The organism is Clostridium coskatii (assembly GCF_001675205.1).
Taxonomy (GTDB): Bacteria; Bacillota; Clostridia; order Clostridiales; family Clostridiaceae; genus Clostridium_B; species Clostridium_B ljungdahlii.
The window spans coordinates 122,936-136,209 of sequence record NZ_LROR01000054.1; the positions used below are offsets into that span (position 1 = coordinate 122,936).

12 protein-coding genes and 1 pseudogene are annotated in these 13,274 nt (G+C 32.4%); 10 read left to right on the forward strand and 3 right to left on the reverse strand.

Annotated elements, in window-relative coordinates:
* Positions 1-147: 147 nt before the first annotated feature.
* Positions 148-413, forward strand: a pseudogene (pdxT, locus tag CLCOS_RS13100) (pyridoxal 5'-phosphate synthase glutaminase subunit PdxT); the annotation flags it as partial.
* Between the two features lie 115 nt (positions 414-528).
* On the opposite strand, the gene CLCOS_RS13105 reads toward pdxT, so the two are convergent.
* The 3 genes from CLCOS_RS13105 to CLCOS_RS13115 all read right to left on the reverse strand — a co-directional run bounded on the left by CLCOS_RS13105 (position 529) and on the right by CLCOS_RS13115 (position 4,234).
* Positions 529-729: a hypothetical protein gene (locus CLCOS_RS13105; RefSeq protein ID WP_063600218.1), complete on the reverse strand. Its 201-nt coding sequence runs from the start codon at positions 727-729 to the stop codon at positions 529-531.
* Between the two features lie 114 nt (positions 730-843).
* The gene (locus CLCOS_RS13110) at positions 844-2,850 is read right to left on the reverse strand and encodes a glycoside hydrolase family 127 protein (RefSeq protein WP_242872338.1); all 2,007 of its coding nucleotides are present in this window, start codon (positions 2,848-2,850) and stop codon (positions 844-846) included.
* Positions 2,843-4,234: an MFS transporter gene (locus CLCOS_RS13115; RefSeq protein WP_063600220.1), complete on the reverse strand. Its 1,392-nt coding sequence runs from the start codon at positions 4,232-4,234 to the stop codon at positions 2,843-2,845. Before CLCOS_RS13115 ends, CLCOS_RS13110 begins: the two co-directional genes overlap by 8 nt.
* 133 nt (positions 4,235-4,367) lie before the next feature.
* Between CLCOS_RS13115 and CLCOS_RS13120 the strand changes: the two genes are divergently transcribed.
* From CLCOS_RS13120 to CLCOS_RS13160, 9 genes are all read left to right on the forward strand, one after another.
* Positions 4,368-5,354, forward strand: a complete 987-nt coding sequence (locus tag CLCOS_RS13120) for an AraC family transcriptional regulator (protein WP_063600221.1) — start codon at positions 4,368-4,370, stop codon at positions 5,352-5,354.
* A 120-nt stretch (positions 5,355-5,474) separates the two neighbouring features.
* Positions 5,475-5,708 (forward strand): BlaI/MecI/CopY family transcriptional regulator, encoded by a 234-nt coding sequence (locus CLCOS_RS13125; protein ID WP_242866882.1) that lies wholly within the window; start codon positions 5,475-5,477, stop codon positions 5,706-5,708.
* 3 nt (positions 5,709-5,711) lie between these two features.
* Positions 5,712-6,854: a S8 family serine peptidase gene (locus tag CLCOS_RS13130; protein WP_063600222.1), complete on the forward strand. Its 1,143-nt coding sequence runs from the start codon at positions 5,712-5,714 to the stop codon at positions 6,852-6,854.
* A gap of 156 nt (positions 6,855-7,010) precedes the next feature.
* Positions 7,011-7,574 carry a sigma-70 family RNA polymerase sigma factor gene (locus CLCOS_RS13135; protein ID WP_063600223.1) on the forward strand — a complete coding sequence of 188 codons (564 nt, stop codon included), beginning with the start codon at positions 7,011-7,013 and terminating at the stop codon, positions 7,572-7,574.
* A complete protein-coding gene (locus CLCOS_RS13140) occupies positions 7,568-9,031 on the forward strand; it encodes a DUF4179 domain-containing protein (protein ID WP_430392614.1) in 1,464 nt (487 codons plus the stop codon). The genes CLCOS_RS13135 and CLCOS_RS13140 overlap by 7 nt, the downstream gene beginning before the upstream one ends.
* 270 nt (positions 9,032-9,301) lie before the next feature.
* Positions 9,302-10,093 carry an IclR family transcriptional regulator gene (locus CLCOS_RS13145; protein WP_063600225.1) on the forward strand — a complete coding sequence of 264 codons (792 nt, stop codon included), beginning with the start codon at positions 9,302-9,304 and terminating at the stop codon, positions 10,091-10,093.
* A gap of 308 nt (positions 10,094-10,401) precedes the next feature.
* A complete protein-coding gene (locus CLCOS_RS13150; RefSeq protein WP_063600226.1) occupies positions 10,402-11,046 on the forward strand; it encodes a bifunctional 2-keto-4-hydroxyglutarate aldolase/2-keto-3-deoxy-6-phosphogluconate aldolase in 645 nt (214 codons plus the stop codon).
* Positions 11,047-11,205: 159 nt separating this feature from the next.
* Positions 11,206-12,504: an MFS transporter gene (locus tag CLCOS_RS13155; protein WP_063600227.1), complete on the forward strand. Its 1,299-nt coding sequence runs from the start codon at positions 11,206-11,208 to the stop codon at positions 12,502-12,504.
* Positions 12,504-13,079, forward strand: coding sequence for an AAA family ATPase (locus CLCOS_RS13160; protein WP_063600228.1), 576 nt, complete (start codon positions 12,504-12,506; stop codon positions 13,077-13,079). The genes CLCOS_RS13155 and CLCOS_RS13160 overlap by 1 nt, the downstream gene beginning before the upstream one ends.
* The last annotated feature ends 195 nt before the right edge of the window (positions 13,080-13,274 follow it).

The following is a 13,274-nucleotide window of genomic DNA, read 5'->3' on the forward strand; positions in this document are numbered from 1 at the left end:
CTTAAATTAACCCTAAATTTAATAAAAATTGATGTCAGAAAAGCGCACAGTAATGATCCTAAGATTATAGCAGAAGTTTCAGAAGATCTTGGCGAGCTAATGGTTGGAATGAATTAATCAATAGATTTGAAGAAAGAGGCTGGTAAGATGAAAATAGGTGTACTTGCATTTCAAGGAGGAGTAGTAGAACATATAAAACATTTAGAATCCTTGAATTGTGAAGATGTTGAAGTAAAAAAGTGTGAAGAACTAGATGATATTAGTGGTATCATACTTCCAGGAGGTGAAAGTACAACTATTGGTAAGTCACTCAAAAAATGGGGGCGTTCCAAAAACTGAAAGAAAAAATAATAAATGGTCTTCCAGTATGGGGAACTTGTGCAAGAATGATACTTCTTGATAAGAATATAGAATATGTGTAACCAATATGCTAATTAGACTTTTATGTGATGCTATAATTAAAAAAGAGGACTTGCATACAGCTACAGCAAGTCCTTTGAAAGTTACCTTTTTATCTATTTAAGTGAGCTATTTATAGTCTTTTTTATGTTTAGAGCCAATGGATAGGCTTAGAAAAATTAGAATAACTAATGTTCCTGCAATGATTATGGTATTGGTGTTATTAGCAATCTTATTGCGACTTACCAAGAATGCTAAGTAACCAAGTGCAATTTGAAACAACCAGGACAGAATCGGCTGACCTCCCCAAACTTTCATTAAAACTTTCAATACTTTTCCCTCCTATATTGTATTATGATATTTGTATAAACTGGATTTGAGAGAATTATAAAAAACTTTTTAAAAGAAGATAATGATTTTATGAATATTGTCTGATATATATAGTTAATACTCTTTATTAAGCCAAACTGCCATTTGTCCATCATCACGGTTTCCCCATGCATAGTATGGAATTAAACTCAATTTGGATTCATGCCAATCATATGGTTTATTTGATACTGTTGTATAGAGTAAATCATCTTTACTATCCTCATTTAGAACCTCAGCATCAACTTCAATAGTTCCTATTCCATTTAATAAATGATCATTATAATGATAACGTGCGTGTGCTTGTTCTTTTATACGATATAACCACAATGAAGCAGAATTATCCATTTCTTCAGCACAATACACTATTGGGCCACGCTGAACTGCAACCTTGCCTAAGTCGTTCTTAACTCGGTTATTTGCTCGTATGAACTGGATGCACATGTCAAGGCTTAAGTCAATTTGCATTTGTGATGATTCTACAAAAATGTATACAAAGCCGCTTTTCACAGGCAAGTTAACATTCTTCTTATTAACTTGAAGTTTGTAGTTACATTGTGACCAGCTAGGAATACGAATACCAAACTTAAATTTATTTTCACCAGGGTTTTTAATTTTATAGCTAATATTTCCATCCCATGGGAAGTTGTTACTCTGTATAATAGAAATATTGTTATCAAAGTTAGCTTCATTAGATATAAACTGGTGCGAAAGAATAGTGGAACCATGAACAGTATAAATGTATTGATCAACGGAAGCTATTAAACGGGCAACATTACTTGGACAGCAAGCACAGCCGAACCAATCGGCACGTCGAGTTAAAATGTGTGATTTCCCTGGATTGCCTTTACTTGCTGTTGGATCTGCTTCCAATGGATTGACATAGAAAAAATGTTTGCCATCCAACGATATACCACTAAGTGATCCATTAAAGAGTTCCTTTTCCAAAATATCTCCATATTCACCTTCGGGCTCAATTTGAAGCATCTGTTTAGCAAAGAAAGTCATACCTACAGATGCACATGTTTCACCATACATAGTGTCATTTGGTAAGTCATAATCATATGTAAATGATTCTCCGGTAGTAGTAGATCCTATATTACCAGTGACATACATACGCTTTTTAACAATGTTATTCCAAAATCGTTTGCATACAGTTAATAAATCTTGATCGCCTGTTAATCGAGCAACATATGCAATACCGGTACATAGATATACGACACGAACTGCATGACCTTCAGCTGTTTCCTGATCTACAATTGGTTCTGCAGCTTGATAATAGCTCAACGGGAAATTTCTCATGCCTTCGATCAAGTCGTGATCAAATCCATCTTGTTCAATCTGATGATCAAAAAACTTAGGATCTTGTCCTCGCTGCTTCAAGAAATAGTATGCTAAATTCAGGTATTTTTTTTCATGTGTTAATTCGTATAAACGTGATAAAGCCAGTTCAATTTCAGGGTGACCATCATATCCAGGAATTTTTTCTTTTTCTAAGCCAAAATTGTTATCAATGCAATCTGCCATCTTACGAGCAATATTTAGAGCTTTCTCATTACCAGTAACTTGGTAGTAAGCTACTGCAGCCTCGATATAATGTCCCATTGTATATAATTCGTGTGACTGCTTTAATCTTTTGAATTTTCGCTCTGGAGCTTCAATTTGGAAATACGTAGACAGATAACCATCGTATTCCTGTGCTTCGGCAATTAAATCAATTAATTTATCAGTTATTTGTTTCAAATCGTCGTTTGGATGATAGCGAAGGGAGTATGCCACAGCTTCGAGCCATTTGTACACGTCGGTATCTTGGAAAGGAAAGCCGCTATGATGCCCCTTTATCTTACCAGCAACAATTTTTAAATTAGCAATAGCATGGCTGTTTTTAGTTGTTCCATTTTTTTGAGGGTCATCAGCAATATGAATATTTGCTTCATCATTCATTACCGACCATTGATAAGGCAAAACTTCTTTGACAATTAGTTCTCGATAACGATTCCAAAACTCAGAGGTGATTTTAACATTATTTAATTCTAAATTAGTACAAGTTTGCATTTTTTCTACACTCCTTTTTGAATCACTCATTTACTGAGAACTTTTGGCTAGTGCGCCTTTTAGTTAAGTCTGCTTGAACAATAGGTTCATGTTCTTCATATTTTTTATACATAAGTAAAGGTATTATGTTGATAATGAAAATAATAATTGGCAACCATATAAATGAGAATTTAATTGCTGCTAACGAACCAGCTGTTTGAGCATGATCTGGAACATAATTAAACATTTTCATAATAATTGATGGAATAAACGATCCAAAGCCAGAACCCATTTTAATACAAAAGGAGCTTCCAATTGCGGTCAAAAATCCACTAGCTCGGATACCATTTTTCCATTCACCATAATCAACCGTATCACCTACCATTGCAAAGAACATTGTGCATGCTATTCCGCTGCCAATACATGCTATACACCAGCCAACTAGCATTGCATCAACATTTTTTCCTACTAATGCCATTAGAAGCTGACCTATACAAGCTAAGATTAATCCTAATACCGTAGTTCCCCACTTTTTAAACAATTTAACAATTAGTGGTACAGAAGCCATACCAATAACTTGAATAATCGTAAATCCATTAAAGACTGAAATTAGAGATTGATTATTCATATTGTATTGGAAATAGTAGGCTAGTGTAGAATTTCGAGACATAAAGCCTGTCCAATAAATTACATTGGCAATGACGATTAGTACCCAAGGCCAGTTACATTTAGCAGCCTTAAAGCTTTGCTTAAGTGGAACTACTTTTTCGTGCTCAATATTTTTTTCACGCATGTCAGCAAAAGCAATTAATAGTAGGATAATTGCGACAATTGCATATATCAAAACAGCTAGAGACCAACCTCTTTGCTTATTACTTCCTCCTAAATAGTTTGCTAAAGGCAAAATAAAGGTAATTGCAAAAAAGTTTCCGATGTTTCCACCAACCATCCTGAAGGAATTTGCTATAGTTCGATCTTCTGAATTAGATGTTAAATTTGGCAAGACTGAAGTTATAGGAGTAGACATTCCCGTATAAGAGATACCTGCCAAGATATACATAACACCTGCATAAACTACTTTAGCTGTTCCTGAAAGATTAGGTGTAGTAAATAGGAGCCATACAAAAATAGCAAATGGAAAGCTCATCCACAAGAACCAAGGACGACTTTGTCCGTATTTACTATGTGTGTGGTCAATGATAATTCCCCAAATGGGAGCATCTAAAGCATCAAAGAATCTAGCAATAAGTAATAATATACCTGCTACACCAACTGATAAGCCAAATACTTCAGTAAAGAAATAAAGTAGATAACTACTGATAATGCAGTACAACAGGTTACCGGACATATCTGTAAATGAGTATGTAATTTTACGGTGCAGTGGTAATTTATCATCCTGAGCCACTGTACCTTGATTGTTTTGAATAGTAGTCATTTTTTTAATATCCTCCCTTAAAAGTAATTTGTTACAATTTGAATTGTAACCCTTTCCAAATTTATTCTCAATGACTATAATAGTAATTATGGTGGACATTTCCGACTTTACAAAAAGAAAGGGTGTATGATTTATGTTTTACTATTCATTTTCTTTATTAGATCCGGTTTTATATTATAAAGGTGGAGAATTTTCAGCAGATATTCCTTGGCAGCATAATCCGATGTATCACAGAGGTGATTATGAAATTATAGTTTGTATGAAAGGAACATTTTATATTCAAGTAAAGTCTACTCGATATGTCATTAGACAGCATGATGTTCTTCTAGTTCCCCCATTTTTCAAGATGTTTGGATATCGTATATCGACTTCACCTGTTGACTTCTACTGGCTGCATTTCTTTATCAAGAAAAAGCCTACTTTAATTGATAAAACTGGATTAGCTAGTAAGGTCTTTGGTATGTCTTCAGATTACTCAAGAAATTCAAATTTAGATGATCCGGTAATTATTCCCTCACAATTTCATCTTCAAGATATGGGAAAGTTTATTATTCTAGTTTACCAAATATTAGATGTTTCTAGTAGAAATCGATATGGTCAACAAGAAAGTGATTATTTGATGACTGCATTTCTAATTGAATTAAGTAATCATTTTCTTAATCAATGTTTAGAACAAAAAGGGTATATAAATAAAATTGCTCGATTAAAAGAATGGATTCGTGCAAATATGTCTTCTGATTTAAATGTAAAACAAATAGCTGATGCAACACAACTTAACGCTGATTATTTAACTCGATTATTTAAACGTTATACAGGAATGACAACGTTACAGTACCTCACTCGATTAAAAATAGAAGTTGCTCAATTGCTTTTATTGCGTACTAATTTAACGGTTAAACAGATTTCAATTTATGCTTATTTTACAGATGAAAAGCTTTTTATGAGACGTTTTAAGGCACAAACTGGACTTACTCCAACTGAGTATAGGAATGCTTATACCCACACACATCTAAACAATCCTCATATTGATCCCAAAATACCTGTGCCTAAACGAATAGAAGATAAAATTGATAATATAATTGATAATGTAAATGAAAGATTTACGGATACTAGTAAGTAAAATTAGAAGAATATTTAGGAACTATATTGTTTTTAATAAAAAGTATTGAAAATAATTTGAGAAAGAAATAATATAATATTATAGATTACAATTGTAATTATATTTTCAGGAGGAGTTACCATGACAAATATACCAAAAATATCTGAATCAGAGTGGCAAATAATGAAAGTTATATGGAGTAAAAATCCTTGTTCTGCAAATGAAATAATAAAGCAGTTGGAAGATAGTACAAGTTGGAAGCCTAAGACAGTTAAGTCACTTATAAGCAGACTTTTAAAGAAAAATGTAATTGGATTTAATGAAGAGGTTAGAACTTATTATTATTATCCTTTAGTTGATGAAAAGGAGATTTAGAAAATGAAGAAAAAAATTTTAATCATTGCGATTACAATTGTAATTCTAATTACAATTGGTGGAGGTATTTTTGTCAAGAATGGTATAGAAGGAGGTGATCCTAAAAATTGGGGAATCAATCCTTTGAAACTTCCGGATGTAGTTACAAATAAAGTTTTGCAAAAATGTAATTCAGATAAGTATGGATTTCAAGGAAAAGATATATCTAAAAAGGACTTCTCACAGGTTTCCTTAGATGTTATTTTGAATATAAGTTTTGATAAGTCTACAAAGTGGCCTCAAAAAAGCAAACTCCCACAAGGATATGATCCAAACAAGTGGTTTGATATGGGTAAAGACCCAGGACTTAATTTAAGCAAAATTCATGAAAAGGGAATTACGGGAAAAGGAATAAGTGTGGCAGAGATAGATAAGCCGATAAGGTCAACTCATGATGAATTTAAGGGCAGGATGAACTATTATAAAATAGGAATACCTCAAACAAAGCCTCATTTTCACGGATTAGCTTGTGCTTCTATTCTAGCAGGAAAAACATGTGGAGTGGCAAACGGTGCGAAGCTATATTATTTTGCAACACCTGACTTAAAATTTTGTAAATCAGCAGATTATATTAAGGCTGTGAATAAAATCATTGAAATCAATAAATCACTTCCTAAGAATGAAAAAATAAGAATTGTATCTGTATCAGATGATGTAGATAAGGATAATAAAAACTATAGCAAATGGCAGGAAACTTTAAAGAAAGCCAATTCTGAAGGACTTACAGTAGTACATGCAGATTTATTTAACAAGGAAAAATTTAGATTGGGTGGATGTGATGCTTCAAAGGATAGAAATAATCCGCTAAATTATAAGCTAAGTAAATTTTATTGGGATGAAAAGAAGATAGATAAGTCTAACATAATGGTTCCATCGGATTTTAGAACTACTGCTGATAATCGTTCTGATGCCGCCTATGTTTATTTGGGCGAAGGAGGAGTTAGCTGGGCCATTCCTTATGTTACAGGACTTGCAGCTTTAGCATGGCAGGTAAAACCAAATCTAACCTTTGATCAAATATTAGATAAGCTTATAGAAACAAAGACTACTACATCAGAAGGTAGATATATAATTAATCCAGAAAAATTTATAAATTCAATATCTTAAATAAAATATATTAAAAGATGATTTCTATATTTATAGAAATCATTTTTTTAAGTTATAATAGTTCTTAAATTAACCCTAAATTTAATAAAAATTGATGTCAGAAAATATATTGTATCTTCGTATTAATATGTGAGAAGCTTCTTAAGGAGGAAAAATGTGAAGATAGATGAAAATAATTTTATAGAACAGATAAAAAAGAAAAATCCCAAAGCTATTGAATTTATAGTAGATAAATATAGCAATTTAGTATTTAAGGTAGTGCGCACAGTGTTGAATTCTAAGTTTGAAGCACAGCATTCGGAAGAATGTGTAAATGATGTGTTTTGGGCTGTGTGGAACAATATTGAAAGTTTTGACAGCGAAAAAGGAAATTTTAAATACTGGATTACAGCTATAGCAAAATACAAATCAATAGATTGTAAAAGAAAACTTTTTAGCAAAGGTACAGATGAATGTATAGATGAGTACAGATTTGAGGATGAACTTAATGTGGAAAATGAAGTTATATTAAAGGAAAATAAAGAAGAACTTTTAAAGGCTTTAGATGTTATGAAACCTCAGGACAAGGAGATATTTGTGAGAAGGTATTTTCTATATGAAGGAATAGAAAACATAGCAAAGAGCTTTGGAGTTGATAGGAGCTTAATTGACAAGAGACTTTCAAGGGGACGTAAATTTTTGAAAGAAAAACTTATAGTCTTGAAGGGAGAAATATTATGAATATGAATGATTTTAATATGGAAGAAAAAGATATATATAAATTGTTTAACGATGTAAAGATTGAAGAAAGCGAGTTTGATCCTATGGATGAAGAAGTTACTGATATAGAAAAGCAGAAGATAAAGAAAAATTTAAAGAAAAGAATAAAAGGTCAGAGAAAATTTAAAATATTAAAATATTCTTCTATAGCAGCAGCATTAGGTTTCATATGTACTATAGGTATAGGTACTATTTCTCCAGCCTTTGCAGAAAATATCCCAATTTTGAATTCTATAACACAAAAACTAAACGATGAATTTGGTTCTCATGGATCTTATGCTGAGTATTCTCAAATTGTAAATAAACCTGTTACGAGCAATGGGATAACTCTTACTATAAATGAAGTAATAGCAGATGACTCAAAGCTTGTGATAGGCTATACGATAAAAAGTAACAAACATATTGAAAACTTAGAAACCTTTAGTTTGAGTATGTTTTTGAAGATTGATGGAAAAAGATCTGGATCAAGTGGAAGCTCTGTGGGAAATTATACTAATGATTACACCTATGTTGGAAGTGAAGAAATTCATACTGATTTAATAAAGAATGCTTCAAAGAAGATTAACATAGCTTTAAATGTGGATGAGATATCAAATATAAAAGGAAAGTGGAACTTTGCTTTTAGTGCATCAAAGAATCAGTTAGTTAAAAATAGTGTTGTATTTAAGCCAAATATTAAGCTGGATTTTCCAAATAGCATTGCAAAGGTAGATAAGATTGTTTTTTCTCCTATAGATACTTCTATCTTTGTAAGTGGAAATTATAAAGACAAGGAAAAGGTTAAAAAGAATATAGAGGTAAATCATGATCCAAGCTTAATGGATTATGATTATTGGGTCGCTTATGATGACAAGGAAGTTGAACTTATACCTAAAGGTATAGGTGGTGGAAATAGTGATTCTAATACAGGAATATTCAATATTGAAATGCAATACAATAAACTTAATAAGATTCCAAAATATTTAACGATTGTTCCATGCAAAATTACTCCTTCAGCTGGGGGTGGTGTGAGTACAGATAAGAATGGCAAAGAAGCACATTACGCTGTTAAAAGTAAAAAGCCGGTAGAAATAAGTAAGACAATTGATGGAGTGTATCCTATGGAACTTACTCAAGGTAAAATGGGAAAGATTACAATAGAAAGTATAGAAACGGATAAGGATAGTACTACAGTTAAATACAGAGTAGATGGTAAAGCACCATATTTTCAGGCACAAGACCTTTGGATAAAAGATTCTAGTGGAAAAGAAGTTGATTACAAAAGCTATGATATAAGAAAAGATGACAGCAATCCAAATGAATTTGTAAGGCAGTTTAAAAAACTCGATTCAAACAAGAAATATACTATATTTACTGATGACTTTAGCAATGTGGAGTTCAGGGAGGACTTGAAGTTTACAATTAATTTAAGTAAGTAATATAAAAATTCCAGGTGATTTAATTGAATTATCTGGAACTTTTATATTTATAAGTCATAGAGCTTTTCTTTAACCAAGTATTTTATCCCAATGGTATTGTTTGTGGTCTCAGTTAAGTTAAACCTATAATTTATAAAAAACGTGCCTATTTTTAAAAAAAAGAGACTTTTAAAAAAATGTTGACAAGTCAGGAAAAAGTGTTTATAGTACAATTGTAGTATTTGTGAACGCGGTTCACACATGCGAACAATAATTAACTAAGGTGATAGTATGTCTAATTATAAAGAAAATAAATCAGCAGCACGAGTAGTAGATATATTGGTACTATTGGCTCATAGTGGGAAGGCCTTAACATTAAATGAAATTTGTAGTAGTAAGGGTTGGCCTAAAAGTAGTACCTTTGAATTGGTTCAAACTCTAGTAGGTAAAGGTATTCTTGAAATGGATGACAAGAGACTTAAAACCTATAGATTAAGTTTACTAGCATTTGAAATAGGAAGTGCGTATCTTTCAAATTTAGGTGTTACTGATGTAGCAAGAGCATATATCCAAGAACTTAATAAAAAGACAGGTAGTACAGTATTTCTAGGAATAGAAGATAATGGAGATATTGTGTATCTTGATAAAGCTGAGAATCACTCTATTATGAAACCTACAGCAAAACTGGGATCAAGGCGTCTTATATATACAACAGGGGTTGGCAAAGCATTGCTTGCTGCATATACTGATGATAAAATTCTAGAAATACTTCAGAAGAAACCTTTGTTAGGTAAAACTAAATTTTCACATACGTCAGTAGATCAGATACTAGGAGATATGCATGAAATAAAAAAACGTGGATATTCAATAGATGACCGTGAAGACAACATAGAGATGTATTGTATGGGTGCTGCAATTTATGATCAGTTTGGCAAACCAGTTGCTTCTATAAGTGTTGCAAGCTTATACAATTCAATGAATGATGAAAAAAAGCTATTTGTTTCTAATGCAGTAGCAGATACTGCTATGCAGATTTCTAGAAGACTTGGTTATATGGGCAATAAATTATACATGGACAAATAAGATTATGCCATGTGTATAAATTTATTTTAATAAACAGAGTTCTTGGTTTCAGGTGGAGTTTTTTTCTCCATCTGAAACTTAGAAATCGTTATCCAGGGGCGTAGCAGCCGTTATGCACAGCATAAGAACTCTAAATCGCTGAAGCTCAAGAGTTCTAATATCCCCCACTTTATGAGAAAAGCAGATATCCCAAATCTTTGATTTTGTGATAGTCGCTTTCACGGAGTGCGATGGGGGGTATTACGGCTGGTAGCCATCGGATAAAATGTTATGGAGTACTTAATTTATTAAAAGGAGGAGTTTTTTGAATGTGGGAAAAATTAGAAAACCTAAAAAAGATTGAAGAAACTGGAATTCTTCTAATGATTCGTTTAGATAGTGAAGATGAAGCTATGAAGGTAGCTGAAGCAGCTATAAAGGGTGGAATTTTGGCACTAGAAATTACTATGAGTGTACCGAATGCACTTGGAATTGTTAAAAAGCTATCTGAAAAATATAAAGAAAAGGGGCTTATTATTGGAGTAGGAACTGTTCTTGATCCAGAAACCGCACGAGCAGCTATCCTTGCAGGTGCAAATATGCTTGTAAGCCCTAATTTAAATCCTGAAATGATTAAGATGGGAAAACGCTATCAAACAGTTATTATTAGCGGTGCATTTACACCAACTGAAATTGTAAATACCCTAGAAGCAGGTGCAGATATTGTAAAATTATTTCCAACTGAGTTTATTGGCCCAGCTTATGTCAAAACAGTTAAAGGTCCATTAGATCAAGCAGCTATTATGCCAAGTGGCGGAGTAACCCTAGAAAATGCCGGAGAATGGCTTCAAGCAGGGGCAACATGCCTTGGAGTTGGCAGTGGTATAACTAAAGCAGCTCAAAAAGATGGTGACTACACAAAAGTAACTAAAGCAGCTGAACTATTTTTAAAAGTAGTTAAAGAAAGCCGCTAAAATAATTAAAATTTCAATTTGTCTCGTATTGCATGGACACCTTTGCAAAGGCATTTGACGGTGTAACTTTGCAAAAGTAAATGCAGTACCTGAAATCACACATAAATAATGATTGCAAATTGTGAAAACGGTTAATCATGTATGATTGGAGGATTAATAATGAAACAAGAAGAAAACATGTCTAATGCACAATCTATGGATAATTCTAAAAGTAAATTAAACATACGCTGGGCTTTTGTAATTTTACTACTAATTGGGGCAATTGTCAATTATTTAGATAGGGCGAATCTTAGTGTTGCCAATACAACTATTGCAAGGGAATTTCATTTATCATCAACTCAAATGGGGCTTTTGTTATCTGCATTTTTATGGCCCTATGCAATTGCAAATTTGCCATCTGGATGGTTAGTAGATAAATTTGGACCTAAAAAGATGTTTTCATTTGCATCAGGATTTTGGTCTACAGCAACTATTATATGTTCTTTTATAAGTTCATATCCACTATTTTATTTAATGCGCATGATTTTGGGAGTAGCTGAGTCACCATTTTTTACAGCTGGACTTAAAGTAAACCAGAGGTGGTTTTCAGATGAAGAAAGAGGATTGCCGGTTGCAATTATAAATACAGGCTCACAAATTTCTAATGCAATTGCTCCACCAATTTTAACACTTTTGCTAGTTGCTTTTGGATGGAGAAGTATGTTTGTTATAATAGGTATACTTGGTATTTTGGTTTTGTTAGTATGGCAAAAACTATATAGAGATCCTACATCTGAAGAAACAATTGCAATAAAAGGTTCTCTAGAAGCTGCTCAAGAAGTTAGAAAATCAGGGAAACAAGCTTCATGGGGAGAATTATTTAAACATAGAAACACATGGTTTATGATAATAGGAAATTTTGGAATAATGTTTACTATATGGGTATATCTAACATGGCTTCCATCTTATTTACAAAAAGAGCGAGGCTTTAGTTTAACTCAAAGTGGTTTTATAGCTTCTCTTCCATATATATGTGGTATTGTAGGGGTACTTTTAGGTGGAACTATATCAGATTATTTAATTAAAAAAGGTGTTCAGGCTATAACTTCACGTAAATTTCCTATAGTTGGAGGAGCACTTCTTGCAGCGGTATCTACAGCTCCACTTCCATTTATAAAGAGTACTACTGTAATTATTGTACTTCTTTGTGTTGGATACTTTGCATCACAATTGCCTTCAGGAGTTATATGGACTCTTGCAGCTGATGTTGCGCCAAGTAATCAAGTTGCATCACTAGGAGCAATCCAAAATTTTGGTGGATTTTTAGGAGCTGCGATAGCACCAATAGCAACAGGAATTATACTTGATAAAACAGGAACTATAGGAGGTGTATTCTTAATAGGTGCAGGACTTCTTATCCTTGGAGCTATTTCATATGGAATATTTTTAAAGCCAGTAAATAGGGGAGGTGCAAATTAATGACTCCGAAAGTTGTATTTTTAGTTGGACCTGCTGGTTCCGGAAAATCAACAGTTGGAAAACTTATTGCATCACATTTTCAATTTGCATATTTAGATAAAGATGTAGTGTGTAATAAATTTACGGGTAAATTGTTAGAAACTCAAGGAATTTCTCCTAATGCTCGTGATGGTTGTGAATTTTATCAAAAGCGGATTATGCCGATAGAATATGAGACTTTACTTCAAATAGCGGCAGACAATATAAAAAGTGGTATATCAGTAGTATTGGACGCGCCATTTGTAGGATATTTTACAGACGAAAACTATATAAATAAGTTAAAAGAAAAATATAGCCTTGAAAGCTATGTTCCCTTGGTTTTAAGAGTAGTGGTATCATCTGAAGTATTGCTTAAGAGAATTAAAGAACGTAATTTTAAAAGGGATGAGTGGAAACTTAAAAACTGGGATATTTTTATAGATAGTTTAAAATCCAAACAGTGTCTATGGAAAAATGTTAAGATAAAGGAATTTGATAATAGTAACGAAGAAATTGACACAAATAATTTATTTAGAATAATAGAAGAAAACTGTTAATAGGATTTGATTAAAAAGGCTGGAAGTGGGTATAGATTTGCTTGAAAAACAAATCTATACCCATTATTTTATTATCTAGTGATTCTAAAATAGATAAATTTTAAAATTTATATAATACATGTAAAGATTTACTATATTTAATTAAAAACGGTAAACTATTGTTTATTGACAAAAAAAATTGCATAATATATAGTG